Consider the following 26,629-nt stretch of genomic DNA (forward strand, 5'->3'; position numbering starts at 1 on the left):
ATAACTTTTTAGACTTAGCTTATGAGCGGAAAAATCTAAGGGAGAGAGCGTGATCGTTCCCACGCGGACGGTTCGACGCCTCGACGTGGGAACGATCAGAGAAGGAAGTGTCAGTTGCTGATCGCCAGAATGCTCGCTTGATACGACCCGACAAACACATCGAAATCGCCAACCTCGTTCTGCTCCAGCTCAGCCTGTTGCGCCAGCGACGAGCGCGCCAGTTCTTCAAACTTCGCCTGTTCGTCAGCCGCCAACGGCTCGCTGCGGAAGAACTCGGCGTGGGCCTGGCTCTGGCGCAGGGAGAATTGCGCGAAGCTTTCCTTGTGCTCGGCCATGGCCGCCAGCACCTGGGCCGATGGCGTCAGGGACGAATCCTTGACCTTGGCCAGTTGCGCGTCGAGGGCCTTGCTGTGGGCGTCGCCGCCGTGGCTCTGATCCAGCAGCGCGGCCAGCGGAGCGATTTTTTCCAGCAGCTCCGCTGCCCATTCCTTCATGTCGACCGGTTGACCGTCGCGCTGCAATTGCAGGCCCGGGCGGCGACCTTCCTTGACCACGCTGAGGAAGTTCGACGTGGCGTTGCCGCAGCTGATGTTGGTCAGCAGCGGGCTGTCGTTCAGCGCGCAGTACAGCAGGAACGCGTCGAGGAAGCGCGATTCGGTCAGATCGATGCCCATCGGCAGGAACGGGTTGATGTCCAGGCAGCGCACTTCGACGTACTGGATGCCACGGGCCATCAAGGCCTGGATCGGCCGCTCGCCGGTGTAGGTCACGCGTTTCGGGCGGATGTTCGAGTAGTACTCGTTTTCGATCTGCAGGATGTTGGTGTTCAGTTGCACCCACTCGCCATCCTGGTGCGTGCCGACTTCAACGTACGGCGCGTATGGCGTGGCCACCGCCTTGCGCAGGCTGTCGGTGTAGCTCGCCAGATCGTTGTAGCAAGGGGTCAGGCCGGCCTGGGCGTTACTCTGGTAACCGAGGTCGCTCATGCGCAGGCTGGTGGCGTAGGGCAGGTACAGGGTGTCCGGGTCCAGCTGTTCCAGCTGATGCGAGCGGCCGCGCAGGAACCCCGCGTCCAGCGCCGGCGAAGCACCGAACAGGTACATCAGCAGCCAGCTGTAGCGGCGGAAGTTGCGGATCAGCGCGATATAGGATGACGACTGGAAATCCCGGTCGGTGCCGACGAAGCCTTCGGCTTCTTTCAGCAGCGGCCAGAGCTTTTCCGGCAGGGAGAAGTTGTAGTGAATCCCGGCGATGCACTGCATGGTCTTGCCGTAACGCAGGGCCAGGCCCTTGCGGTAGACGTATTTGAGCTGACCGATGTTGGAGGTGCCGTAATAGGCGATCGGGATGTCTTCCTCGGCCGGCAACGGGCACGGCATCGATGGACTCCACAGGTACTCGTTGCCGAGCTTGCTGTAGGCGAAGCGATGAATCTTGTCCAGACTCGCCAGCGTGTCGGCCGGGTCTGGCAAGGCAGGCGTGATGAATTCCAGCAGCGACTCGGAATAGTCGGTGGTGATCTGTTCGTTGGTCAGCGCGGAACCCAGGCTTTCAGGGTGCGGCGTTTGCGCCAGTCGACCCTCGCCGGTCACGCGCAGGCATTCACGTTCGATGCCGTGCAGGCACTGTTCGAGCAGAGAGAGGTTGGCGCGCTCACCGAGCAGAGCCAGGCGGCGGTTGAGAAGTTCGCTCAATTTGGATTCCTTCACGCGTCAGTCGCCCCAATATGGGGGTGGGCAGGACGGTCTACAAGGGTGAAGTTGAAACTGGCGTTTTCGCCTGGTTTTTCGGGCTCTGAAGCCCCCGTTGAAACGCCAACTTCATTCCCTGAATCTGGCCGATGCACGCGAAGATTACGCAGTCCCTGTGGGAGCGGGCTTGCCCGCGAAGGCGTCGTGTCAGGCGACCTGATGCTGCCTGACACTCCCTCTTCGCGGGCAAGCCCGCTCCCACAGAAAAGCTCGACGCTGCGATCACAGCGCCGAAATTAACTCAAAATGATGAACAACATCTACAGGACAGCGAACGTGCCTTGCGCTTTTGCGACCAGTTTGTCGCCCTGCATCACGTCAGCTTCGACCACCAGCGTGCGCCGGCCCGGGTGGATCACCCGCGCCGTGCACATCACCTCGCCCTCGGAGACGGCGCGGATGTAGTTGATCTTGCACTCGATGGTCGCGCTCTGCTGGTCAAAGCCGTGGGTGCTGGAACAGGCCAGCCCCATGGCGATATCGACCAGACTGAACAGCGCGCCGCCGTGCAGCTTGCCGCCGCGGTTGCGCAGTTCGGGTTCCAGCACCAGGGCGACTTGCGCCACCCCGGTTTCCAGGCTGTGCAGGCGGCAGCCCAACAGCTTGAAAAACGCGCTCTCGACGAGCCCGGCCGGAATTTCCATCAGCGTTTCTTCAACTGTTTGGCGTTGGCGAACAGCGAGGCCATCGCGTTATTGGCTGGAGCCGCCGGGGTGCTTTCCTTGCGTGGAGCCGAACCCTGCGACTGGCGTGGCGCCGAGCCCGGACGCGAACCACGGGCGCCGTCGATTTTCTCGCCCGGCGTGTCGCTCATGCGCATCGACAGGCCGACGCGTTTGCGCGGGATGTCGACTTCCATGACCTTCACTTTCACCACATCACCGGCCTTCACCGCTTCGCGCGGATCCTTGATGAACTTCTCCGACAGCGCCGAGATGTGTACCAGACCGTCCTGGTGCACGCCGATGTCGACGAACGCGCCGAACGCAGTCACGTTGGTCACCACGCCTTCGAGGATCATCCCCAGTTGCAGGTCTTTCAGGTCTTCGACGCCTTCCTGGAACTCGGCAGTCTTGAACTCCGGACGCGGGTCGCGGCCCGGTTTCTCCAGTTCCTGGAGGATGTCGGTGACGGTGGGCAGACCGAAGGTCTCGTCGGTGAATTTCTTCGGATCCAGACGCTTGAGGAACGAGGCGTCGCCGATCAACGAGCGGATGTCGCGGTCGGTTTCAGCGGCGATGCGTTGCACCAGCGGATAGGCTTCCGGGTGAACGGCCGAGGAGTCCAGCGGGTTGTCGCCGTTCATCACGCGCAGGAAGCCGGCGGCCTGTTCGAAGGTTTTCTCGCCCAGACGCGCGACTTTCTTCAGCGCAGCACGGGTTTTGAACGCGCCGTGCTCGTCACGGTGAGTCACGATGTTCTGTGCCAGGGTCGCGTTGAGGCCGGAGATCCGCGCCAGCAGCGCCACGGACGCGGTGTTCACGTCCACGCCCACGGCGTTCACGCAGTCCTCGACCACAGCGTCCAGGCCGCGTGCCAGTTTCAGCTGCGACACGTCGTGCTGGTACTGGCCGACACCGATGGATTTCGGATCGATTTTCACCAGCTCGGCCAGTGGATCCTGCAGACGGCGGGCAATCGAGACCGCGCCACGGATCGACACGTCGAGATCCGGGAACTCCTTGGCCGCCAGTTCCGAGGCCGAATACACCGATGCGCCGGCTTCGGAGACCATGACCTTGGTCATTTTCATCGCTGGATATTTTTTGATCAGCTCGATGGCCAGCTTGTCGGTCTCACGGCTGGCGGTGCCGTTGCCGATGGCGATCAGGTCAACCGAGTGCTTGGCGCACAGGGCGGCCAGAATGGCGATGGTCTGATCCCATTTGTTGTGCGGCACGTGCGGGTAAACCGTGGCGTGATCCAGCAGCTTGCCGGTGGAGTCGACCACCGCGACCTTGCAGCCGGTACGCAGGCCCGGGTCGAGGCCCAGGGTGGCGCGCGGGCCGGCCGGGGCGGCCAGCAGCAGGTCGTGCAGGTTGTGGGCGAACACGTTGATCGCCTCGGTTTCGGCGCCGTCGCGCAGCTCGCCGAGCAGGTCGGTTTCCAGGTGGGTGTAGAGCTTGACCTTCCAGGTCCAGCGCACCACTTCACCCAGCCATTTGTCGGCCGGACGGTTCTGGTTCTGGATGCCGACGTGCTGGCCGATCATGCCTTCGCACGGGTGCAGGGTGCCCGGCAGTTCTTCGCCGACTTTCAGCGCGGAGCTGAGAATGCCTTCGTTGCGGCCACGGAAAATCGCCAGCGCGCGGTGCGACGGCATGCTTTTCAGTGGTTCGTCGTGTTCGAAGTAATCGCGGAACTTGGCGCCTTCCTCTTCCTTGCCGGCGATCACGCGGGCACTGAGGGTGGCTTCCTGCTTCAAATAATTGCGCAGTTTGTCCAGCAGGTTGGCGTCTTCGGCGAAGCGCTCCATGAGGATGTATTTGGCGCCTTCCAGCGCTGCCTTGGCGTCGGCCACGCCTTTTTCGGCGTTGATGAAGCGCGCGGCTTCGGCTTCCGGGGCCAGCGACGGATCGTTGAACAGACCGTCGGCCAGCTCGCCGAGGCCGGCTTCCAGGGCGATCTGGCCCTTGGTGCGGCGCTTCTGCTTGTACGGCAGGTACAAGTCTTCGAGGCGGGTCTTGGTGTCGGCGAGTTTGATTTCGCGTTCCAGCTCAGGGGTGAGTTTGCCCTGCTCCTGGATGCTGGAAAGGATGCTGATGCGCCGTTCGTCGAGTTCTCGCAGGTAGCGCAGACGCTCTTCCAGATGACGCAACTGGGTGTCATCGAGGCTGCCGGTCACTTCTTTCCGGTAACGGGCGATGAAGGGAACGGTAGAGCCTTCATCGAGTAGCGCGACGGCCGCTTCGACCTGTTGCGGGCGTACGCCGAGTTCCTCGGCGATGCGGCTGTTGATGCTGTCCATAAAACCACCTGACAAATTGTGAAAGCAGGCTCGCAGGCGCATAAATAAGGGCCCGGAGTCTGGTGGGGCGGCCTGACGCTTGCCGCTGCCTGGGTCAAAAGGCATCCCATTGACCCGTGAAATCGAACAATTACTGCGGCGCCCATGAAAATAAAGGACGGCCACCTGCGGTAACGATTCAGACGTTGCCTGGCACAAAAGGCCGCGCATTATAACCGGCGTTCTGTCATTCGGGGGCGACACGGTCTGTAGGCTCAAGCCCCGGTTTTCTGGCAGTGAAGGAAAAATCTGCTAACAATGCACACGGTGCGTATAACGGCAGCTACGCCATAATGCGCGCCGAGCTAAAAGGAGCATCCAATGAGCAGCACTGCACAAACTGCTGAAGGCGAAAAAATTCTTATTGTTGACGACGATCCGGGGCTGAGCAGCCTGCTGGAACGCTTCTTCGTCAGCAAGGGCTACCGTGCCCGCGCCGTACCGAACACCGAGCAGATGGATCGTCTGCTGTCGCGTGAAGTGTTCAACCTGGTCGTTCTCGACCTGATGCTGCCGGGCGAAGACGGCCTGACCGCTTGCCGTCGTCTGCGTGGCGCGAACAATCAGATCCCGATCATCATGCTTACCGCCAAGGGCGACGAGCTGAGCCGGATCAAGGGCCTGGAACTGGGCGCCGACGATTACCTGGCCAAGCCGTTCAACCCGGATGAGCTGATGGCCCGCGTCAAAGCCGTACTGCGCCGTCAGGCCGCACCGGTGCCGGGCGCGCCGGGCAGTGAAGAAGAGAACGTCACGTTCGGCGACTACGTGCTTTCCCTGGCCACCCGCGAACTCAAGCGCGGCGACGAAGTGCACATGCTCACCACCGGTGAGTTTGCGGTACTCAAGGCCCTGGTGATGAACGCCCGTCAGCCGCTGACCCGCGACAAGCTGATGAACCTGGCCCGTGGCCGGGAGTGGGATGCCCTGGAGCGTTCCATCGACGTGCAGATTTCCCGTCTGCGCCGGATGATCGAACCCGATCCGTCCAAGCCGCGCTACATCCAGACTGTCTGGGGCGTGGGTTATGTGTTCGTGCCGGATGGCAACTCCACCAAGTGACGGGTGATTTGTAGGAGCGGGTCTGCGGGGAACGGTCAAAAGTGCCGGCTCCGCAGACTCGTTATCCGCAATATGCGAGCATTGCTCGCTCCTGCAAGTGCGTAGCGGTTATCCATGAAAACCCCTGTCTGGTTCCCCCAAAGTTTCTTCTCCCGCACCCTCTGGCTGGTGCTCATCGTCGTATTGTTCTCCAAGGCACTGACTCTGGTTTATCTGTTGATGAACGAGGACGTGCTGGTGGATCGTCAATACAGCCACGGCGTCGCCCTGACACTGCGTGCCTATTGGGCCGCCGATGAAGAAAACCGCGCGAAGATCGCCGATGCCGCGACCCTGATCCGGGTGGTCGGTGCAGGCGTGCCGGAAGGCGAACAGCACTGGCCGTACAGCGAAATCTACCAGCGGCAGATGCAGGCGGAATTGGGTGCCGACACCGAGGTTCGACTGCGCATGCATTCGCCGCCGGCGTTGTGGGTGCGCGCGCCGAGCCTGGGTGACGGGTGGTTGAAGGTGCCGTTGTACCCGCACCCGTTGCGCGGCCAGAAAATCTGGAACGTGCTCGGCTGGTTCCTCGCCATCGGTCTGCTCTCCACTGCGTCGGCCTGGATTTTTGTCAGCCAGCTAAACCAGCCATTGAAGCGTCTGGTGTATGCCGCGCGGCAACTCGGTCAGGGCCGCAGCGTGCGCCTGCCGATCAGCGATACACCCAGCGAAATGACCGAGGTTTATCGCGCCTTCAACCAGATGGCTGAAGACGTCGAGCAGGCCGGTCGTGAACGAGAACTGATGCTCGCCGGGGTTTCCCATGACTTGCGTACGCCGTTGACCCGCCTGCGACTGTCGTTGGAACTGATGGGTGACCGCACCGACCTGACCGACGACATGGTGCGCGACATCGAAGACATGGACGCGATTCTCGACCAGTTCCTCGCGTTCATTCGCGATGGTCGGGACGAATCCGTGGAAGAAGTGGATCTGAGCGATCTGGTGCGAGAAGTCGCGGCACCGTACAACCAGAGTGAAGAGAAAGTGCGATTGCGTCTGGAACCGATCCAGCCGTTCCCGCTGCGTCGAGTGTCGATGAAACGTCTGTTGAACAACCTGATCGGCAACGCACTGAACCATGCCGGCGGTAGCGTGGATGTCGCGGCCTATGTGTCCGGCGACACCAGCGCACCGTACGTGGTGCTGAGCGTGATGGACCGTGGGGCAGGGATCGATCCGTCGGAGCTTGAGGCGATCTTCAACCCGTTCACCCGTGGCGATCGGGCGCGGGGCGGGAAGGGCACCGGGCTGGGGCTGGCGATCGTGAAACGGATTGCTTCGATGCATGGCGGCAATGTCGAGTTGCGCAACCGCTCCGGTGGCGGGCTGGAGGCGCGGGTGCGGTTGCCGCTGGGATTGATGTTGCCGCGGGATGCCGTTTAACAGCAGATATCCTTGCTGGGTCTGACGGCCTCTTCGCGAGCAAGCTCGCTCCCACAGGGGGAATGCATTTCAACAGTGGGAGCGAGCTTGCTCGCGATGGCGGCCATTTGGCCACCACATCGCTTCAGCTCTAGCCCTTGCCTTTGGTGCGGGTCATGTTCGGCCCGCCATTCTTCTCAAGGTGTTCGATGATGATCCCCGCCACATTCTTGCCGGTGGTGGTCTCGATCCCTTCCAGGCCCGGCGACGAGTTCACTTCCATCACCAGCGGCCCGTGATTCGAACGCAGGATATCCACACCCGCCACCGCCAGGCCCATGACCTTGGCGGCGCGCAATGCGGTCATGCGTTCTTCCGGAGTGATCTTGATCAGGCTGGCGCTGCCACCCCGGTGCAGGTTGGAGCGGAATTCACCCGGTTTGGCCTGGCGTTTCATCGCCGCGATCACCTTGTCACCGACCACGAAGCAGCGAATGTCGGCGCCGCCGGCTTCCTTGATGTATTCCTGCACCATGATGTTCTGCTTGAGGCCCATGAACGCCTCGATCACCGACTCCGCCGCCGTCGCGGTTTCACACAACACCACGCCGATACCCTGGGTGCCTTCCAGCACCTTGATCACCAGCGGCGCGCCATTGACCATGTCGATCAGGTCGGGAATGTCGTCCGGCGAATGGGCGAAACCGGTCACCGGCAGGCCGATGCCCCGGCGTGACAGCAGTTGCAGCGAACGCAGCTTGTCCCGGGAACGGGCGATGGCCACTGATTCGTTGAGCGGAAACACCCCCATCATTTCGAACTGGCGCAGCACTGCGCAGCCATAGAACGTCACCGACGCGCCGATCCGCGGGATCACCGCATCGAAACCTTCCAGCGGCTTGCCGCGATAGTGGATCTGCGGCTTGTGGCTGGCGATGTTCATGTAGGCGCGCAAGGTATCGATCACTACCATTTCATGCCCGCGCTCGGTTCCGGCTTCGACCAGACGGCGGGTGGAATACAGACGCGGATTCCGCGACAGCACAGCGATCTTCATGCAACACCTGTGGAGGAGGTAGATACCGGGAACACCGGCTTGTCTTGTACATATTTGATGCCCGGATTGACCACCAGCTGGCCATCGATCAGGGCTTTGGAACCGAGCAGCAGGCGATAGCGCATGGACTTGCGGCAGGCGAGGGTGAACTCGACCGGCCAGACCCGATCACCGAGGGCCAGGGTGGTGCTGATCACATAGCGCACCTGGGCCTGGCCGTTGGAACTCTTGATGGTCTTGCGGGTGACCAGCGGCGCTTCGCAACGCCGGTGGCGCAACTGCACTACCGTGCCCAGGTGCGCGGTGAAGCGCACCCACTTCTCGCCGTCCCGTTCGAACGGCTCGATGTCAGTGGCGTGCAGACTGGAGGTGCTGGCGCCGGTGTCGATTTTCGCCCGAAGGCCCGCGACTCCCAGATCCGGGAGCGCCACCCACTCGCGCAGACCGACAACGGTCAAATGGTCAAATGTCTTCAAAAAAATGCTCAACCGGTGAAAACCGATCAGCCCGCAGGGGGCCGGATTTGCGGTATTCACGCAGAATAGTGGTTAAAAGGCGACAGATATCTACGGCCCGGTTTTGCGTCATCTCAAGCACGCCCCGGAATGTGCGCATTGTAATCCGGGACAGCACAATTCATGGCACGACAGAAACGGTAGTACAGTTCATCAATATTTCAGAATGAGGAAATTCCATGGCACAAAAAAGCGAAGAGGACGACAAGGTCCGTCTCGATAAATGGTTGTGGGCTGCACGTTTTTTCAAAACCCGTGCCTTGGCCAAAGCCGCCATTGAAAGCGGCAAAGTGCATTGTCGGGGAGAGCGCTGCAAGCCTGGCAAAGAGCCACGCATCGGCGACGAATTCGAGATTCGCACCGGCTTCGATGAAAAGACCGTTGTGGTGCAAGCCCTGTCGATCGTGCGCCGTGGCGCGCCGGAAGCGCAGACGCTGTATGCCGAGACCGAGGCCAGTATCGCCAAGCGCGAGGCGGCTGCGGCGATGCGCAAGGCTGGCGCCTTGGGCGTGACCACCGATGGCAAACCGAGCAAGAAGCAGCGCCGGGATCTGTTTAAGTTTCGTGGGAACAGTGGCGGAGAATGAAAAATCGCAGCCTGCCGGTCCAGACTCAAGACTCGTCAATGGCTGCGATTTTTTTCAGTGGTCGTCGATTATCGTGCGGACACGACAGTCATCCGCGAAATCACCGGCAACTTGCCCAGCAGCCCGAAGATCGGCGCCGTGACCTTCAGCCAGAAGTTCGCCGCGTGATAGGCAAACGGTGTGTAGTAACCCCAGCCCAACGCCCACACCGCCAGCAGCAGACCACCGATGTAGTCGTCCTGGCCCCAGTGCGCGCCGGCCACCAGCCGCGGCAGCATGAACAGCAGCGCCAGGCCCCAGACCGTCAGGAACTGGCCGGCTGAGCGACTGAACACACCCATGAACAACGCCCAGATCAGCAGCACCGAAGCATGGTCACCGGGAAAGCTCTGGCTTGAGCGATCCTTCAGCTCAAAGGTCTTCTCCAGATGCGGGAAGTAGTCGCTCATATGGACGGCGCCTTCGAGCACCATGGAGGGGCTGTTGTGCTGCCAGCCCATGTGGTCGGCAAATTTGGAAAACAGCGCACGGATCACCACCATCAGCAGCAGGATCGAGAAAAATCCGAAGAAGGCGCGACGTACGTCAATCGCCTTGAACACCCAGTCGCCCTTGATCAGCAGCGTCAGCAGAATCAGTCCGACGACAACGTCGAACGGGCGCAGACTTGCAATTGCCCAGATGTGGAGCCATATGGGGTTGCTGGCCAGTGGAGTATTGAGTGAGCGGAACAGCCACTCGTCGAAAACCACACACAGCATCTGGCCTGTAGGCCATAACCAGAAAGCCAGTAGTGCCAATGGCACCGCATTGCACAGAACCAGCCGGCCGAGGTTCCACCTTGATTGGAACAAACCCGGATTGTTCATAAAATGCCTCCCGTGGCTGAACATAGGCATCAAAATGGATGCCAGAAGCGCGGGATTTTCATTCTTTGTAACCTTTTTGTCATTAAATTCAGATACCTAGACCTATGACCGATTTCCTCGATACCGATTACACCCAACGCTTCATCTTCGATGACAGCGACACGCGCGGCGAACTGGTGTCGCTGGAACGCAGCTACGCCGAAGTGCTCGCCAAGCACCCGTATCCGGAGCCGGTTGCGCAATTGCTGGGCGAGTTCATGGCTGCCGCATCGTTGCTGGTGGGCACCCTGAAATTCGATGGCTTGCTGATTCTTCAGGCACGCTCCGAAGGCCCGATTCCGCTGCTGATGATCGAATGCTCCAGCGAGCGTGAAATCCGTGGCCTGGCCCGTTACGAGGCGGACCTGATCGCCCCTGACGCGACCCTCGCCGACCTGATGCCCAACGGCGTTCTGGCCCTGACGATCGACCCGACCGTAGGCCAGCGTTATCAGGGCATCGTCGACCTCGACGGCGAAACCCTGTCCGACTGCTTCACCAACTACTTCGTCATGTCCCAGCAGGTCGGCACCCGCTTCAAGCTGTGCGCCGATGGCCGTCGCGCCCGTGGCCTGCTGCTGCAGCAACTGCCGGCCGATCGCCTGAAAGATGAAGAAGAACGCGCCGCCAGCTGGCAGCACATCACCGCGCTGGGCAACACCCTGACCGCTGATGAACTGTTGAGCCTGGACAACGAAACCGTCCTGCATCGCCTCTACCATGAAGAGCAGGTTCGTCTGTTCGATGTGCAGAAACTGCGCTTCCACTGCAGTTGCTCCCGCGAGCGTTCGGGCAATGCACTGGTGAGCCTGGGTCTGGAAGATGCGCAGCAATTGGTGGCCGAGCAGGGTGGCAGCGTCGAGATCGATTGCCAGTTCTGCAACCAGCGCTACCTGTTCGACGCGGCTGATATCGCTCAATTGTTCGCTGGCGCGGGCGTCGAGACGCCGTCAGATACCCGGCACTAAAACGGTTCAGCGCAGGTAAATTCACTGCTCAACGACGGAATAACGCCGTTACGACGGGAGGGCCCTACTCTTTTTGGGCTTTTCTGGCATAATCCGGCCCACTTTTTTCGCGGTAGTAGTGCACGACTTTCTACTACAAAACGTTTGGAGCACACTCGGCCACTGGCCGACGGGGAACCTCATGACGCAAGCCAATAACGCCGTGTACACCGATCTGAGTGTTGATGATCTGGTAAAAGAAGCCCTGAAACGCGGTGAAGGCGAGCTTGCCGATACCGGCGCTCTGGTAGTTCGCACCGGTCACCGCACCGGCCGTTCGCCAGTCGACCGTTTCATCGTTGAAGAGCCTTCCACCCAGGACGCGATTGCCTGGGGCCCGATCAACCGCAAGTTCCCGGCCGACAAGTTCGACGCGCTGTGGGCTCGTGTCGAGGCGTTCAACAACGCGCAAGAGCATTTCGTTTCCCACGTGCATGTAGGCGCGGCCGAAGATCACTACCTGGCCGTGAAGATGACCACCCAGACTGCCTGGCAGAACCTGTTCGGTCGTTGCCTGTTCATCAACCCGGCCCAGTACAACCCGGCCGGTCGTGAAGAGTGGCAAGTGCTGAACGTCGCCAACTTCGAGTGCGTGCCTGAGCGTGACGGCACCAACTCCGACGGTTGCGTGATCCTCAACTTCGCCCAGAAGAAAGTGCTGATCGCCGGCATGCGTTACGCCGGTGAAATGAAGAAAGCCATGTTCTCGGTGCAGAACTTCCTGCTGCCAGCTTCCGACGTGCTGCCAATGCACTGCGCTGCCAACATCGGCGAAGCAGGCGACGTGACCCTGTTCTTCGGTCTGTCCGGCACCGGCAAGACCACCCTGTCGGCCGACGAAAGCCGTTACCTGATCGGTGACGACGAACACGGCTGGGGCGAAGGCGTTGTCTTCAACATCGAAGGCGGCTGCTACGCCAAGTGCATCGACTTGTCCGAGAAGAACGAGCCGGTCATCTGGAAAGCCATCAAGCACGGCGCCGTGCTGGAAAACGTCGTGATCGACGATGCCAAGCACGCCGACTACGCCGATGTCAGCCTGACCCAGAACAGCCGCGCAGCCTACCCGCTGGAGCACGTTGCCAAGCGTTCCGAGAAGAACCTGGGCGGCGAGCCGAACGCTGTGATCTTCCTGACCTGCGACCTGACCGGCGTACTGCCGCCAGTGTCGATCCTGAACAACGAGCAGGCGGCCTACCACTTCCTGTCCGGCTACACCGCACTGGTGGGCTCGACTGAAATGGGTTCGGGCAGCGGCATCAAGTCGACCTTCTCCACCTGCTTCGGCGCACCGTTCTTCCCGCGCCCGGCTGGTGAATACGCCGAGCTGCTGATCAAGCGCATCAAGGGCTTCGGCTCCAAGGTCTACCTGGTCAACACCGGCTGGACCGGTGGTGGCTACGGCGTCGGCAAACGCTTCAACATCCCGACCACCCGCGCCGTGATCGCAGCGATCCAGAGCGGTGCCCTGGTCGGTGCCGAAACCGAACACCTGGACACCATCAACCTGGACGTGCCACTGGCCGTACCGGGCGTCGAAACCAACCTGCTTAACCCACGCAACACCTGGGCTGACAAGGCTGCATACGACGAAGCTGCCAAAGCACTGGCCGGTCTGTTCATCGAGAACTTCAAGAAGTTCGACGTGAGCGACGCGATCAAGGCTGCCGGGCCTAAGTTGTAAGACTTAGTTCTGGTGAATGAAAAAGCCGCCTCTTAGGGGCGGCTTTTTTGTGGGTGATGTCCCGTCCTTAATGCTTGATCAATCTTTTTTGACTCCACGCCGCGAAACTAAAAGTTCTGAGAGACAAAGAGTATTGAGTGGGTATTTACGGCGGAAATCGTCAGATAGTTCTCCGTAGCTCACGTCGCCATCTTTTAAGCCTTTAGGATCGGTGGTGCTTCCGGTTGATGTAGCTCGCACAGGCTTTTTCTTCGGGTGCCTGGGGCGGGTTAATCGAGCATCCTGTAGCGAGCGTCCGAGCTCATCTACAGATGCCAACAGGTTCAAGTCTTGCTCCAGACTCAAAACCTGCATCACCGATATGTACGCCCCGATCGTCACACCCGTAGCACCTGATTCCAGAGATCGCAGTGTCATTACTGACATTCCGGCCCTTTGCGCGACTTGTTTAGCCGTCAGCCTTCGGCGCAGACGAGCTAGCTTCAGACGCTCACCAAAATCATTTAGAAGTCGTGCAGTTTTTGGAAGAAGAGCTGCAGTTTTCCTGGCCATATGCTGGTATTCCTTCCTTTAAGCAGTTAGAGCGCCAGAATAATTGCACTTAGATGGTTGATCCGGCTGTTCGATACTCCTGAATCATTACGGCCATTGCTGCCGGGCATGCATTATCCGCAGCACTTCCACACACTCATTTTTGAGCGTGTAGACGATGATGTAATTGGGCGTTGCGACTATTTCTCGGGTGCCTTCAACAATACCTTTTCTGTATAAAGTCGGGCGCTGTCGAGCAACTTCCCCTTTGGATTCGAAAATTTCGTCGAGTTCCGCAGCCGCTTCGGGATTGTCTTGACTAATGCGATCCATGATTCGGTCTCGGTCATCATGCGCCTCCGGACGCCAGACTAATTTCATCAACGCACTCTTTGGCGCAGGGCATCGCGTTTGGCGGCAAATATTCGGCGGGAGTCTTCATCGCTAATACTGGGCCTCGGGTCATCAATGCTGATTTGCACCTGACGTTTGAACCATTCTTCATATGCAGCGGCTTCATGAGCTTGCTTCATCGCTTCGGCGCGATCAGGGCGAGCATAGGTTTTTATTTGAAGAGGATCATAACTGGAGGCGTCCACATCGAAGTGGTTGATACCCACTCCTTGCAGATAGGTCACCAGCGTTTCGAACCGCTTGAACAGTCGCACCTGACCACTGCGTTGTGCTGCCAGTGCATACTCTTTGCTTCCTTGCTGAATTTGAATCGACCAGCCACCGGGCTTGGCAACGATATGTGCGCTACTGATCGAACCGTTCTCAAACAGTCGGGTGAGAGTGCTGTGATCAATGGTTTCAGTGGTCATGAAGGCAAGCCCTTGGTTGAACAATGGCTCCCATCGTACGCAATCAATAATAGTTTGCAAAATTCATGTCCTTAAAGTTTTGCGCCGGAAATGCCAGCGTCAGTGTTCTGGATAGAGGCAGGCAGTTCTAGCCATGAACACGCCTGCCCGAAGTTCGTCAGGCCGGGGCTTTCCAACTGAGCATTTTCTGCTGGGCGACTTGCAGCAGGTCACAGCCGTCTTTGGTCAGCAGGTAGAGGGCGTGGGTGATGTGCGGGATGTCTTCGACGTCGGCGTGTTTGAAGCAGAGGCAGTAGAGGGTCTGCAGCAGGTCACTGGAGGCACGCAGGCGCTGGACGGCGCATTCGAGGATGTCTTGCGGGTTGGCATCGGTGTCGATGACCAGGGGCTTGGTGTCGGTGAGGTTGGAGTCGAGTGGACGGTAGCGATCGGAGTGGAGCTCGTTCCATGATTTCATTTTTTAGATCCTCAATTGCTTCGAATGAAGCCACCAAATCGTGACCAAGCGACTGGAGGCGACTGTGTTCGGGTTGGTCAACCGGTGAGGATCATGCACATACCCGGCACGCTCGAAAGCGTCCCAAACACAGCCACCATAACGCTGCTGGCAATTGAGTGCCGGCAGCATACAGCGGACGCGAATGCATGATCCAATCGGGTGACCAAGCCCGAGCCGCTGAATTGGCAGCGACAGTCACAACTATAGGTTTCGACCTAACGGCGCCGATAGAAGACAAGGCGCCGCTGCGTGTAGGAACGGGATGCAGATTCGAGCAGGCCGTTCCTACAGATCAATCATGGTTTTCAACGAATCGCCCGATACGCCTCAACATCCAGCACACTCGTCGTCAGCCCGGTCACCGGGGTGTAGATCGTGCCTTTCACCGTCGAGAACGGGACGCCTTTGCTGCCCAGCGACACGTAGCGTTCGCCTTGGTCCAGTTCGGTGAACCAGGTGTAGGAGCACTTCTCCATGGCCTTGTATTTCGCTGCCGCGTTGACGATGGTGGCGGTGTGGTTTCGAAGGTCGGCGTCAGTAAGGTTGAGGTTCTTGTCGAGCACGGTGCCCCAGCGTTTCAGGCACACCTCGGCAAAGTGACGGACGATCAGGCCAGGTTCGGCTACAACCTTCGGACCACTGACGCCATCGGCAGAAGCATTGCCGACCAGGGTGGCATGACGCCCGGGCATGGGGAAGATGCTGGTTTTGGTGCCGGTTGCGGTTTGCGGGATGACGCAGCTGAAACCCTTGGAGCGTTCGTCTCGTGCATAAAAGCCCACGTACTCTTTCACGTTGTAGTTGAGCTTTACCCGGTGTTCCTGAAAGTTACCGATACCGGGCACGGGATCAATGGCGAAGATATTGACCGGAATGTTTTTCAGCGCACTGTCGTTGAACATGGCATTGGCCAGCATATGGCAACTAATGCCGCCACGGCTCCAGCCCACCAGATTGACCTTTGTTGGAATGACACCGTCCTTACGGAACATTTTAATTATTTGTTCCTGTAACTCCTGTTGCTTGATGCTGCGCTAGCCGTAATTGTATTTACGCCATAGCCAGGTACGCTCGACCTTTACATCTTCAATCGGAATGCCGGCAGCCTTGAGGCGGTTGTATTCCGCTTCGGTCAGTTGCTCGCGCTGCCAGTCGCACTTACCTTTGATGATGTTCATCGCGTGCTGGACGTTTTCCTCCCAGCCCTTGCCGAACAGGGTTCCGCTGAGGCCATAGTCCTTGGATTTGGTGAACAGATCATCGGCCTGCAGGTTGCTGGTGCCGGGCCCATCGACCACGATCCATTCGGCAAACTCGCGACCGGCGTGATGGGAGGCGAGTGTGGAAACCAGTTCACCATCCCAATAGTTTTCATGGGCATTATCAAACTTTGTGGAACCTGTACCGCAAAAGAAAATAGTCAGCGTAGTCATGTTGTTGCTCTTGGTTGATGAAAGAGCAAACAGGCTAGTTCCGAACTTTGCAGTAATGGAAGCGAAGTGTTGTTGCGAACTTTGTAAGTTTGGCGAGCGGCGTCAATTGTTTATTCGTTGCCTGGCAACTTCCAGCAAGTCACAGCCGTCCTGGGTCAATAAATAAAGCGCATTGACGATGTTGGGGATGTCTTTCACATCGGCCTGTTTGAAACACAGGCAGTAAAGAGTTTCCAGCAGGTTGTTGGCTGCACGCAGTCGCTGTTCGGCGGCATCGAGGAGATCGCGATGGCTCGCTTCGGTATCAATGACCAGCACGGGCGTTTCGCTATGGCTGGTTGTGAGTGAGCGATATCGGGTGTTGAGCGGTTTGAACATGTTCATGATCGGGTGTGTCCTTTACGAAGTCGCTTTGGCGGGCTGAGACAGTGTTTTCAGTCGCGCCGGCCACTATAGAAGGGCGTCCTCAAGCGGAACAAGACAGCCACGATGGACAGAATTCGTAGGGGTTTTTCCGGGGTTCGGGCATTTGCCCTACGCGTTTTCCAGGCTTTTTCACAGCCAAACCCTGATCAGCGAAATTTCCCACGTGTTTGTCGGGCGATTCCCTTTAAACCTCTGTATGGTGCGCGCCAGAATCCGTAGGGCGTTTCCAGACGTCCGACACACGCTTAAAGGGAATTAGGTATGCAGTGGCTACGAATGGCCTCGATCATTTTGCTGTGGGCCAGTGGTTGTCGCGTGGCAGTGGCCGCCGATACGGGCAATGGACTGGCGCTTGCCAATCTGGAACGCAGTGGCTGGCCGGACGCGCTCACCAGTCAGGACAACATCGATACGGCCTCCCGCGCTGAAGTGCTGATCTTCGGAAAGGCCCTGTTGGCCAGCGAAGCGCTGAATGAGCAGGAACTCAAGCAACGACTGGGCGTGCAGCAAATGCAGCTCAAGTCGATCCGACAAGTGCGTGACGGTCTGTGGGATCGCCTGCTCAACACCTATCGCAATGCCAGTCAGAACTGTGATGAACAAGCGTTTTGCCCACGGGTGCGCAGCGTCGCCGATCTGCGCCAGTTGGCGGCGGCATTCACCGGTGATATCAGCCCGGCCCATGCACAATGGGCAAGCAAGAGCCTGAACGTGCATGAGCGGGTACTGGATGAGCAACTGCGGGTGGCCGTGTTGAGGCCATAAAGCTGCTTTTGCGGGTGTCAGGCCGAAGAGGTTTCACCCGTTGTCACGGCGGACGCCCAGGGTGGTGGGAAGTTGTCGGGAGAGGGCGTACATCCACTCAGTAACAGGGATGCAAAGATCAGGGCCAAGGGCAGTTTCAAACGGTTCGACATGTTCACTCCTTGATAAAAATCCATGGGCATCGGCCGTCCTGGCTCGAGGCGTGACGGACATTACCTTCAGGTCGATTCACACGGCGATGAACAAAGTGTTTCATTTGATTGATCCCGTGGCGTGACCGCCGACGCTGTATCATCCCGTATCGATTTGCCCCCCGACCTTTTCTCGATTCGCTGCGATCGCCCGCTAGGCTGTTGGCATCACAGCGGTCAACGGAGTGACAGCGAATGCACAACACCCTGGAACAGGTTTTCGGTTATCCACAGTTTCGACCCGGTCAGGAAGCGGCAATCAGCGCTGTGCTGGCCGGGCGTTCGGCGGCGGCGATCTTTCCCACCGGCTCCGGCAAATCCCTTTGCTACCAGGTGCCGGCTCTCCTGCTGCCACACCTGACGCTGGTGGTCTCGCCGTTGCTGGCGCTGATGCAGGACCAGCTCGAATTCTTGCGGCGTCACGGCATTTCGGCGGGGAGCATCGACTCGGCACAAAGCCGCGAAGATGCCAATGATGTGATGGCCCGCGCCCGTTCGGGTGAGCTGAAGATCCTGATGATTTCCGTCGAGCGCTTGAAGAACGAGCGTTTTCGCAATTTTTTGCAGCAGGTGCCGATCTCGCTGCTGGTGGTGGATGAGGCGCACTGCATCTCCGAGTGGGGCCACAACTTTCGGCCCGATTATCTCAAGCTGCCGGACTACCAGCGCCAGTTCAGCATCCCGCAGACCCTGCTGCTGACCGCCACGGCAACGCCGAAAGTCATCGCCGACATGCAGGCGAAATTCGCTATCGCCGCCGAGGATGTGGTGACCACCGGTTTCTACCGGCCCAACCTCAATCTGCTGGTGGAGCCGGTGCGCGGTGAGGACAAGCGGCGACGGCTGGTGCAGTGGATGGCCGAGCGGGCGGATCAGCCGAGCATCGTCTACGTCACCCTGCAAAAAACCGCCGAACACATCGCCGAGCATCTGGGGCGCAATGGCATTCAGGCCGAGGCTTACCACGCCGGGCTGCCTCACGAACAACGGGAAGCGATCCAGAAGCGCTTCATGGGCGGGCAGTCCAATTGCATCGTCGCCACCATCGCGTTCGGCATGGGTATCGACAAGAGCGACATCCGCAACGTGGTGCATTTCGACCTGCCCAAATCCATTGAAAACTACAGCCAGGAAATCGGCCGTGCCGGGCGTGACGGGCAACCGTCCGACTGCCTGGTGCTGGCCAACCGCGACAGCCTCAATGTGCTGGAAAACTTCGTCTACGGCGACACGCCGGAGCGCGATGGCATTCGCCATGTGCTGGACGAGTTGCAGGCCGCTGCGCCTGAAGGTCAGTGGGAGTTTTTGCTCGGGCCGCTGGCGGATCAGAGCAACATCCGTGCGCTGCCATTGAAGACATTGCTGGTGCAACTGGAGCTGCGAGGGCTGATTGCCCCGCGATACGCGTACTACGCCGAATACCGCTTCAAGTACCTGCTGGAACCCGAGGTGTTGCTTGAGCGTTTCGAGGGTGAGCGCAGGGATTTCGTCGCGGCGATCATCCAGACCTCGAGCCGCGCACGGACCTGGGCCACGGTGAATTTCGAGGCGATGTACACGCAATATTCCGCTGAGCGTAACCACGTGGTGAGGGCGCTGGATTACTTCCAGGAAAAGGGCTGGGTCGAGCTGGAAAGCAAACAGATGACCGAGGTCTACAACGTGCTGCACAGCAGCTTCGACAGCCAGGTCTTGAGTGGCGAGCTGCATGATTACTTCTCCCGCCACGAACAGACCGAAGTGGCGCGGATTCACGCGATGCTCGAATTGTTCGCCACTGAGCGATGCCTGGGCTATCGACTGGCGGAGTACTTCGGTGATCACAACGCCCCCGAGCAGTGCGGGCATTGCTCGGTGTGTCACGGGCAGATTGCCCGGTTGCCGGCGCCTCCAGAACTGCCGGCGCTTGTGGATAAAAGCTTCCCGGCGTTGTGCGACGACTTTATCCACAGGCACAAGCAACAGACCGGCAGTGCGCCTTCGGCGGAGCGGCTGACGCGGTTTCTGTGCGGGATCAGTGTGCCGCTGTTCACCAGGCTCAAGGCGCGGACGATTGCCGGGTATGCGGCGCTTGAGGAGTATCCCTACGCAGACGTGCGGACTTGGGCTCAGGCGCAACTCTGAAGCGGCGAATCCATCTGCTGAATGTCGATCATCACGGCAATAAACTTCAAAAATGCCCGGTGGCTGACTATGGTGAAGGCTGTCTTTGGATCTCCAACAAGAGAACAACATGAGCCAGACATCCTTCGAAATCCGCCAGGCCGCCGTGATCGGCGCCGGCACCATGGGCCGCGGCATTGTCATGTGCCTGGCCAACGCCGGCGTGTCAGTGCAATGGGTCGACAACAATCCACAGATGCTCGAGCAGGCGCTGAAGGCGGTGGCCGATACCTATGCGCATAACGTGCGTCAGGGGCGGATCGATCAGGCCGAGGCCGATGCGCGAATCGCCCGGGTCAGCGCGGCGGCGGATTATGTGGCGATCCGCAATGTCGATCTGGTGATCGAAGCGGTGTACGAGAATCTCGAGCTCAAGCAGAAGATCTTCCGTGAGCTCGATGGCTTGCTGAAGCCGGAGGCGCTGCTGGCGAGCAATACCTCGGCGCTGGACATCGATGCAATTGCCGCCGCGACACGACGCCCGGCTCAAGTGTTGGGCCTGCATTTCTTCAGTCCGGCGCACATCATGAAATTGCTTGAAATCGTCCGTGGCGCGCGAACCTCGCCAGCCGTGCTGGAAGCGGCACTCGAGCTGGGCAAGCGCATGGGCAAGGTCAGCGTGGTGTCGGGCAACTGTCATGGTTTTATCGGCAATCGCATGCTTCATCCTTATGTGCTTGAAGCACGAAAGATGCTGCTCGAGGGTGCCTGGCCGCAGCAGATCGACGCGACGTTGCAGGGCTTCGGTTTTGCCATGGGGCCGTTTCGCATGTACGACGTGGTCGGCATCGATCTGGAGTGGCGTGCCCGTGAGCTGGCCGGCAAGGGCCAGGATGCACCAGAGGTTCAGGTGGATAACCGCTTGTGCGAGCTGGGGCGGTTCGGACAGAAGTCCGGTAACGGCTACTACCACTATGAGCCCGGCAGTCGTCAGGCCGAGCATGACCCCGAGGTGGATGCGCTGGTGCTGAGCGTCAGCGAAGGTCTGGGGTTTCATCGCCGTGACATCGGCTCCGAGGAAATCCTTGAGCGTTGTCTTCTGGCGTTGGTCAACGAGGGCGCGAAAATCCTGCAGGAAGGGATTGCCGAATCGGCCCATGACATCGATCAGGTTTACCTGAATGGCTACGGCTTCCCGGCGGAGAGGGGCGGGCCGATGGCCTGGGCGGACGATCAGGGGCTGGCAGATATTCACAAGCGGCTGCTGGCGCTGGAGACCCGACAGGGCGATCAATGGCGGCCGGCCCAATTGATTGGCGAGCTGGCGGCGCGAGGAAAGGGTTTTTACCTTTAGACTGGGCCGATCACTCAAGGAATCGACACTGATGTCCAACCCGATGCCGCAACGCGCCGATTACCCGCATTTCCAGCCGATCACCACGCGCTGGCATGACAACGATGCCTACGGTCACGTCAACAACGTCACCTACTACAGCTTTTTCGATACGGCCGTGAACACCTACCTGATTCAGGTCGGTGGCCTGGATATCCACGATGGCGAGGTGGTGGGGTTTGTGGTGAGTTCGTCCTGCGATTACTTCGCCTCGATTGCGTTTCCGGACTTGATCGAAGTCGGCTTGCGGGTCGGCAAACTGGGCAACAGTTCAGTGCAGTACGAGTTGGCGGTGTTCAAGGCTGGCGAGCATGAAGCCTGTGCGGCGGGACGCTTCGTGCATGTATTCGTTGATCGGGCGTCGAACCAGCCGGTGGCGATCCCTGCGGGTTTGCGCGGGGCGCTGGAACGCCTGGCGATCTGACAGGCAAAAAAATCGCAGCTCGGGGGAGCTGCGATCTGGCTGTACCGGCAACGAGGTCAGGCCTCAGTCGCGGTAGTAGCGGTGATGCTTGCGATGGCCGTAGGCATGGCCGCGACCATGGTGGTAGTCACGGTAGTAGCGACGATCATCACGGCCGCGATCATAACGACGGTCTTCGCGATTGCTTTCGTTACCCATGTAGTTACCCAGCGCGCCACCGGCACCGCCACCTGCTGCGGCGCCGATCAGGCTGCCGGTGGTGCCGCCCATGCTGCGGCCGACCACGTTACCGCCGGCTGCGCCCAGCGCACCGCCAATGGCGGCTTCGCCACGGCTGTGTTTGTTGGCGCCAACCGCGCTACCACCCGCGCCGCCCAGGGCCGCGCCAATGGTTGAACCTGTGCTGCCGCCCAAAGATTGACCGACGACCGAGCCAAGAACCCCGCCCAATGCGCCGCCCACACCTGCTTCGGTGGTGCCTCCGGCAGAAGCGAAGCCACTGACCAGGCCAAGGGACAACAAGAGAATCTGGGAGAACTTCATAGAGGAGCCTCAAAGGGATGACGGCGCGATCCTGAGGCTGTGTAACAAGGCTGACAATCGAAATCCGACGAATAACACGACTTGTATACAATTATGCAAGTTACTGATTTTTGGGTGGAACTTAACCGATTTTGGCCGGTCTTTAGCTACTTCACAAAGGCCGCTTTTATGCAAAAGCGGCCTTTTTTGTGAGCGCAGAAAAGTTTTGTATCAGGCCGACTTGGCCATGATCAACCCTGACTCACTCGCCGCCTCCAACCGGATCGCGATGAACTTCGACGTCGGCGTATGGCTGCCGTCCCCGGTGCTTTCCAGCGGCACCAGCGGATTCACCTCTGGATAGTAGGCAGCTGCCTGACCCGCCGGAATATCGAACGCCAGCAGCGTGAACCCCTTCACCCGACGCTCGCGGCCATCGTCCCACAGCGACACGATGTCTGCCTTCTGCCCCGGTTTGAAGCCCAGGCGAATGATGTCCGCCTCGTTGGCGAACAGCACGTCACGCTGTCCCTTCACCCCGCGATAACGGTCGTCGAGGCCATAAATCGTGGTGTTGTACTGATCGTGAGAACGCATCGATTGCAGGATCAGGTCCGGCAGTTTGCCGGTGGCGCGGGTGCGCTCGTGAATCAGGTCCTTGGGCAGCATGTTCGGTTTGAAGTTGGCCCGACCCGACGTGGTGTTCCACTTGCGTGCGCCGGCGCTGTTGCCGAGGTAGAAGCCGCCCGGGTTCTTGACCTTCTCGTTGAAGTCCTTGAAGCCCGGGATGGTGTCGGCGATCAGTTCGCGGATGCGCCGGTAGTCGGCCACCAGCCAGTTCCAGTCCACCGGTTTGCTGCCCAGGGTCGCGGCGGCGATGCCGGCAATGATCGACGGCTCGGAGCGCATCTGGTTCGACAGCGGCTGCAACTGGCCGTTGGAGGCGTGCACCATGCTGAACGAGTCTTCCACAGTGACGGCCTGCGGGCCTTCGGTCTGGATGTCGATGTCGGTACGGCCCAGGCACGGCAGGATCAGGGCGTCCTTGCCGTGGGCCAGGTGGCTGCGGTTGAGCTTGGTGCTGATCTGCACGGTCAGGTCGCAGTTGCGCAGGGCCTGGAAGGTGCGCGGGCTGTCCGGCGTAGCCTGGGCGAAGTTGCCGCCCAGACCGATGAACACCTTGGCGCGACCTTCGGCCATCGCGTGAATCGCTTCGACCACGTTGTGCCCGTTGTGGCGCGGCACCTTGAACTGGAAGCGCCGTTCCAGGGAATCGAGGAACGCCACCGGCGGACGCTCGTTGATGCCCATGGTGCGGTCGCCCTGCACGTTACTGTGGCCACGGACCGGGCACAGACCGGCGCCGGGCTTGCCGATGTTGCCGCGCAGCAGCATCAGGTTGGCGATTTCCTGGATGGTCGGCACCGAGTGGCGGTGCTGAGTGATGCCCATCGCCCAGCACATGATCACGTTCTTGCCTTTGGCGTACATGCGAGCCGCTTGCTCGATTTCCACCAGCGTCAGGCCGGACTGGGCAACAATCTGCTCCCACGGCGTGTCATCGACGACGCCGAGGTACTCCAGCACGTTGACGCTGTGTTCATTGAGGAAGTCGTGATCGAACACTGCTGGTGCACCGGCCTTCTGCGCATCCCGCTCCCATTGCAGCAGGAACTTGGCCATGCCTCGCAGCACCGCCATGTCGCCGCCCAGTGCCGGGCGGAAATACGCGGTGTTGGTCGGTTTGTCGCCGTTGGTGAGCATTTCGATCGGGTGCTGCGGGTGCTGGAAGCGTTCCAGACCACGCTCTTTCAGCGGGTTGATGCACACCACCTGAGCGCCGCGTTTCACCGCTTCACGCAGTGGTTCGAGCATGCGCGGATGGTTGGTGCCGGGGTTCTGGCCCCAGACGAAAATCGCATCGGCGTGTTCGAAGTCGTCGAAGGTCACCGTGCCTTTGCCGACGCCGACACTTTGCGCCAGCGCCACGCCGCTGGCCTCATGGCACATGTTCGAGCAGTCGGGGAAGTTGTTGGTGCCGAAAGCGCGGACGAACAGCTGATACAGATACGCCGCTTCGTTGCTGGCGCGCCCCGAGGTGTAGAACTCGGCTTGGTCCGGGCTCGACAACGCTTGCAGGTGTTTGCCGATCAGGGCGTAGGCATCGTCCCAGCTGATCGGTTTGTAGCGATCGGTTTCGGCGTCATACACCACCGGCTCGGTCAGGCGACCTTGATACTCGAGCCAGTAGTCGCTCTGTTCCAGCAAAGCGGTGACGCTGTGCTTGGCGAAGAATTTGCCGTCCACCCGACGCTTGGTTGCTTCCCAGTTCACCGCTTTGGCGCCGTTCTCGCAGAACTTGACCATGCCGCTTTCCGGCGAATCGCCCCAGGCGCAGCCCGGGCAGTCGAAGCCGCCGTTCTGGTTGGTCTTGAGCATCATGCGCAGGTTTTTCAGCGCGTTGTCGCTGGTCAACCAGGCCTGGGCCACGCTGATCAGTGCGCCCCAGCCGCCGGCGGCACCCTTGTAGGGCTTGTAGCGCGGGACGGGTTTCTGGTCGGCTTGATGGTGTTGGCTCACGGGTGCTTCTCCATTTCTGGGCTATACACCCGCGGCGCGTTCTTCTGCGGCAGGTGGATGAGATTGAGGTTGTGGCGACGGGCCCACTGCACGGCGAGGCCGGTGGGTGCGGACAGACTGACGAGGGTCTGGATCCCGGCGCGCAGGACTTTCTGGATCAATTCGAGACTGCAACGGCTGGTGACAATCGCCAGGCCGCCGGTTGTGGATATCTTTTGCCGGATCAGGCCGCCGATCAGTTTGTCGAGGGCGTTATGCCGGCCGATGTCTTCACGGCCCAGCAGCAATTCACCGCTGGCATTCATGAACACTGCCGCGTGTACTGCGCCGCAATGCTGGCCGAGCGGCTGGAACGCGCCGATGCGCTGGCGCAGACCGTCGAGCCATTCGACCGGCGGCAAAGGCGCGCCGGGCAAGACCTTGAGATCGGGCAACGCCTGTTCCACCGCTTCCACGCCGCATAAACCGCAGCCGCTGGTGCCGGCCAGTTGCCGACGTTGTTGCTTGAGGTTCCAGAAGGCGCGATTGGCGATGGTCACTTGGGCGTACTGCGCCGAGCCTGAGCCGGTCAGTTGCAGGTCATAAATGTCGGTGGCGTCTTCGATGATGCCGCTGCCGAGGCTGAAGCCGACGATGAAGTCTTCGAGGTCGGTCGGTGTCACCAGCATCACGGCCTGGCTGATGCCGTTGTAGGCAATCGCCAGCGCAACTTCCTCGGCCAGCGCGGTGCTGGCCGACTCCGCCAGGGGCAGGTCGCTGTAGCTGTAGGTCTGACTGGCGGCGGGCGCGGGCGTTTCGAGTGCAGGCGCCGCGCAGGCCGGGCGCTTGGCGTTCATGGCATCACCGACGGATTGATCAACGTTAAGACTAGGCGCGGCAACTTGTCGCGTCTAATCGCTAGTGTCGATCTATCGATAGATGCCGTCGATCAAGCGGCCGCTGGCGATTTCTGATACAGCGCGAAACAGGCCTCGGCCAGCGCCGAACGCGGGGCGCCACGGCGCATGATCAGGCCCAGCCGGGCGAGGGTCTGGGCGTTTTCGATTGGCTGAAGCCGCAGGTGATCGGTGAGGCTTTCGAGACCTCCGTCCAGCGGCATGATCGCGCAGCAGAATCCGCCGTGCACAGCTTGTAACAATTGGTGCACGGCGTCGGTTTGCAACAGTGGCTGCGGTGTCAGGCCACGGCTGTGGAAGTTGTGGTCGATGGACTGGCGAAAGTGCATGCCGCTGGTGAGCATGCCCAGCGGCAGTTCGATCAGCGCCTGCCAGCTCAGCGGTGCTTCGCCGAAACTGAAGGAGCGCTGATCGTAAAGCAGGCCCATGCGGGTTTCGTCGAAGGCCAGGGATTCGAAACGCTCGTTGTCGAGACGATCCAGATAGGACACGCCGATGTCGATCCGGTTGTCCGCCAGTTGTTCGAGGATCTGCTCGGAGCTCAGCGCCGACAGTTCGAAGCGCAGCTCCGGGTGTGCAGCGTGCAGGCGTTGCATCAGCGGCAGCGGATCGAAACTCGACAGCGGCACGACCCCCAGGCGCAGGGTGCCGATCAGGTTGCCGCGACAGGCAGCCGCTTCCGCCTGCAAGCCGTCATAAGCCGCCAGCACGGTACGGGCCCAGGCCAGCACTCGTTCGCCTGGCGCGGTAAAACCTTCGAAGCGCTGCCCACGATTGACCAGCGGCAGATCGAGTTCTTCTTCGAGGCTGCGCAGGCGCATCGACAGGGTCGGCTGGGTGATATGGCAGCGGGCGGCGGCCTGGCCGAAGTGGCGGGTTTCGTCGAGGGCGATGAGGAATTTCAGCTGCTTGATGTCCATCTTCGCTCCGGGGCGCTGGCAAGGGTGGGCGATTCTACCGCTTGCGCGGGGGCAGGGTCATTGGTCGGGCCGGAACCGGCGGGGTTCGGGGTGGTCTAGGCTTGGGCGTCTGGAACTTAAATCAAGGAGTGTGCGCT

At 60.1% G+C, this 26,629-nt stretch carries 24 protein-coding genes and 1 pseudogene; 9 read left to right on the forward strand and 16 right to left on the reverse strand.

Features of this window, described 5'->3' with window-relative positions:
* Positions 1 to 110: 110 nt before the first annotated feature.
* The 3 genes from gshA to CAG02_RS15630 form a co-directional block, all read right to left on the reverse strand.
* Positions 111 to 1,694 carry a glutamate--cysteine ligase gene (gene gshA / locus CAG02_RS15620; RefSeq protein ID WP_085712708.1) on the reverse strand — a complete coding sequence of 528 codons (1,584 nt, stop codon included), beginning with the start codon at positions 1,692 to 1,694 and terminating at the stop codon, positions 111 to 113.
* 317 nt (positions 1,695 to 2,011) lie between these two features.
* Positions 2,012 to 2,395 carry a PaaI family thioesterase gene (locus tag CAG02_RS15625; RefSeq protein ID WP_085712709.1) on the reverse strand — a complete coding sequence of 128 codons (384 nt, stop codon included), beginning with the start codon at positions 2,393 to 2,395 and terminating at the stop codon, positions 2,012 to 2,014.
* Entirely contained in the window at positions 2,395 to 4,719 is a 2,325-nt protein-coding gene (locus CAG02_RS15630) for a Tex family protein (protein WP_085712710.1), read from the reverse strand. Before CAG02_RS15630 ends, CAG02_RS15625 begins: the two co-directional genes overlap by 1 nt.
* Positions 4,720 to 5,079: 360 nt before the next feature.
* Between CAG02_RS15630 and ompR the strand changes: the two genes are divergently transcribed.
* Complete coding sequence (gene ompR / locus CAG02_RS15635; RefSeq protein ID WP_007952694.1) at positions 5,080 to 5,820, forward strand: two-component system response regulator OmpR; 741 nt, start codon at positions 5,080 to 5,082, stop codon at positions 5,818 to 5,820.
* 114 nt (positions 5,821 to 5,934) lie between these two features.
* Positions 5,935 to 7,248, forward strand: coding sequence for an ATP-binding protein (locus CAG02_RS15640; RefSeq protein WP_085712711.1), 1,314 nt, complete (start codon positions 5,935 to 5,937; stop codon positions 7,246 to 7,248).
* A gap of 130 nt (positions 7,249 to 7,378) precedes the next feature.
* Here the strand turns inward: CAG02_RS15640 and rimK are convergent, their stop codons facing one another.
* Together rimK and CAG02_RS15650 are read right to left on the reverse strand one after the other, a co-directional pair.
* Entirely contained in the window at positions 7,379 to 8,284 is a 906-nt protein-coding gene (gene rimK, locus CAG02_RS15645) for a 30S ribosomal protein S6--L-glutamate ligase (RefSeq protein ID WP_007949201.1), read from the reverse strand.
* Positions 8,281 to 8,727, reverse strand: a complete 447-nt coding sequence (locus CAG02_RS15650) for an ATP-dependent zinc protease (protein WP_169432582.1) — start codon at positions 8,725 to 8,727, stop codon at positions 8,281 to 8,283. Before CAG02_RS15650 ends, rimK begins: the two co-directional genes overlap by 4 nt.
* A 251-nt stretch (positions 8,728 to 8,978) precedes the next feature.
* Between CAG02_RS15650 and CAG02_RS15655 the strand changes: the two genes are divergently transcribed.
* Positions 8,979 to 9,386 carry an RNA-binding S4 domain-containing protein gene (locus CAG02_RS15655; RefSeq protein WP_085712712.1) on the forward strand — a complete coding sequence of 136 codons (408 nt, stop codon included), beginning with the start codon at positions 8,979 to 8,981 and terminating at the stop codon, positions 9,384 to 9,386.
* 68 nt (positions 9,387 to 9,454) lie between these two features.
* Here CAG02_RS15655 and CAG02_RS15660 read toward each other — a convergent pair whose 3' ends face one another.
* On the reverse strand, positions 9,455 to 10,255 hold the full coding sequence (locus CAG02_RS15660) for a phosphatase PAP2 family protein (protein ID WP_085712713.1): 801 nt from the start codon (positions 10,253 to 10,255) through the stop codon (positions 9,455 to 9,457).
* Between the two features lie 104 nt (positions 10,256 to 10,359).
* On the opposite strand from CAG02_RS15660, the gene hslO reads away from it, so the two are divergent.
* Both hslO and CAG02_RS15670 read left to right on the forward strand, forming a co-directional pair.
* On the forward strand, positions 10,360 to 11,262 hold the full coding sequence (hslO, locus tag CAG02_RS15665) for an Hsp33 family molecular chaperone HslO (RefSeq protein ID WP_085712714.1): 903 nt from the start codon (positions 10,360 to 10,362) through the stop codon (positions 11,260 to 11,262).
* Between the two features lie 181 nt (positions 11,263 to 11,443).
* Positions 11,444 to 12,985 carry a phosphoenolpyruvate carboxykinase gene (locus CAG02_RS15670; RefSeq protein WP_085712715.1) on the forward strand — a complete coding sequence of 514 codons (1,542 nt, stop codon included), beginning with the start codon at positions 11,444 to 11,446 and terminating at the stop codon, positions 12,983 to 12,985.
* Between the two features lie 78 nt (positions 12,986 to 13,063).
* Here the strand turns inward: CAG02_RS15670 and CAG02_RS15675 are convergent, their stop codons facing one another.
* The 6 genes and pseudogenes from CAG02_RS15675 to CAG02_RS15700 all read right to left on the reverse strand — a co-directional run bounded on the left by CAG02_RS15675 (position 13,064) and on the right by CAG02_RS15700 (position 16,656).
* Positions 13,064 to 13,537, reverse strand: a complete 474-nt coding sequence (locus CAG02_RS15675) for a helix-turn-helix domain-containing protein (protein WP_085712716.1) — start codon at positions 13,535 to 13,537, stop codon at positions 13,064 to 13,066.
* A gap of 87 nt (positions 13,538 to 13,624) precedes the next feature.
* A complete protein-coding gene (locus CAG02_RS15680) occupies positions 13,625 to 13,897 on the reverse strand; it encodes a type II toxin-antitoxin system RelE/ParE family toxin (RefSeq protein WP_085712717.1) in 273 nt (90 codons plus the stop codon).
* Entirely contained in the window at positions 13,897 to 14,340 is a 444-nt protein-coding gene (locus CAG02_RS15685; RefSeq protein WP_085712797.1) for a hypothetical protein, read from the reverse strand. The genes CAG02_RS15680 and CAG02_RS15685 overlap by 1 nt, the downstream gene beginning before the upstream one ends.
* Before the next feature lie 157 nt (positions 14,341 to 14,497).
* Positions 14,498 to 14,797: a hypothetical protein gene (locus CAG02_RS15690; protein ID WP_085712718.1), complete on the reverse strand. Its 300-nt coding sequence runs from the start codon at positions 14,795 to 14,797 to the stop codon at positions 14,498 to 14,500.
* A gap of 347 nt (positions 14,798 to 15,144) precedes the next feature.
* A pseudogene (locus tag CAG02_RS15695) lies at positions 15,145 to 16,272 on the reverse strand (hypothetical protein).
* A 102-nt stretch (positions 16,273 to 16,374) separates the two neighbouring features.
* On the reverse strand, positions 16,375 to 16,656 hold the full coding sequence (locus CAG02_RS15700) for a hypothetical protein (protein ID WP_085712719.1): 282 nt from the start codon (positions 16,654 to 16,656) through the stop codon (positions 16,375 to 16,377).
* Positions 16,657 to 16,959: 303 nt separating this feature from the next.
* Between CAG02_RS15700 and CAG02_RS15705 the strand changes: the two genes are divergently transcribed.
* From CAG02_RS15705 to CAG02_RS15720, 4 genes are all read left to right on the forward strand, one after another.
* Positions 16,960 to 17,463, forward strand: a complete 504-nt coding sequence (locus CAG02_RS15705; protein ID WP_085712720.1) for a polysaccharide deacetylase — start codon at positions 16,960 to 16,962, stop codon at positions 17,461 to 17,463.
* A 386-nt stretch (positions 17,464 to 17,849) separates the two neighbouring features.
* The gene (locus CAG02_RS15710) at positions 17,850 to 19,778 is read left to right on the forward strand and encodes an ATP-dependent DNA helicase RecQ (RefSeq protein ID WP_085712721.1); all 1,929 of its coding nucleotides are present in this window, start codon (positions 17,850 to 17,852) and stop codon (positions 19,776 to 19,778) included.
* 109 nt (positions 19,779 to 19,887) lie between these two features.
* Positions 19,888 to 21,111 carry a 3-hydroxyacyl-CoA dehydrogenase gene (locus tag CAG02_RS15715; protein ID WP_085712722.1) on the forward strand — a complete coding sequence of 408 codons (1,224 nt, stop codon included), beginning with the start codon at positions 19,888 to 19,890 and terminating at the stop codon, positions 21,109 to 21,111.
* A 31-nt stretch (positions 21,112 to 21,142) separates the two neighbouring features.
* Positions 21,143 to 21,574 (forward strand): thioesterase family protein, encoded by a 432-nt coding sequence (locus CAG02_RS15720; RefSeq protein ID WP_085712723.1) that lies wholly within the window; start codon positions 21,143 to 21,145, stop codon positions 21,572 to 21,574.
* Positions 21,575 to 21,637: 63 nt separating this feature from the next.
* Here the strand turns inward: CAG02_RS15720 and CAG02_RS15725 are convergent, their stop codons facing one another.
* From CAG02_RS15725 to CAG02_RS15740, 4 genes are all read right to left on the reverse strand, one after another.
* On the reverse strand, positions 21,638 to 22,117 hold the full coding sequence (locus tag CAG02_RS15725) for a glycine zipper domain-containing protein (RefSeq protein WP_085712724.1): 480 nt from the start codon (positions 22,115 to 22,117) through the stop codon (positions 21,638 to 21,640).
* Positions 22,118 to 22,327: 210 nt separating this feature from the next.
* On the reverse strand, positions 22,328 to 24,676 hold the full coding sequence (locus CAG02_RS15730; protein WP_085712725.1) for an FdhF/YdeP family oxidoreductase: 2,349 nt from the start codon (positions 24,674 to 24,676) through the stop codon (positions 22,328 to 22,330).
* Complete coding sequence (gene fdhD / locus CAG02_RS15735) at positions 24,673 to 25,512, reverse strand: formate dehydrogenase accessory sulfurtransferase FdhD (protein ID WP_085712726.1); 840 nt, start codon at positions 25,510 to 25,512, stop codon at positions 24,673 to 24,675. Before fdhD ends, CAG02_RS15730 begins: the two co-directional genes overlap by 4 nt.
* 92 nt (positions 25,513 to 25,604) lie before the next feature.
* Complete coding sequence (locus CAG02_RS15740; protein WP_085712727.1) at positions 25,605 to 26,492, reverse strand: LysR family transcriptional regulator; 888 nt, start codon at positions 26,490 to 26,492, stop codon at positions 25,605 to 25,607.
* Positions 26,493 to 26,629: the final 137 nt, after the last annotated feature.

The sequence above is a fragment of the Pseudomonas sp. R43(2017) genome, from assembly GCF_002112345.1.
In the GTDB taxonomy this organism is placed as follows: Bacteria; Pseudomonadota; Gammaproteobacteria; order Pseudomonadales; family Pseudomonadaceae; genus Aquipseudomonas; species Aquipseudomonas kribbensis.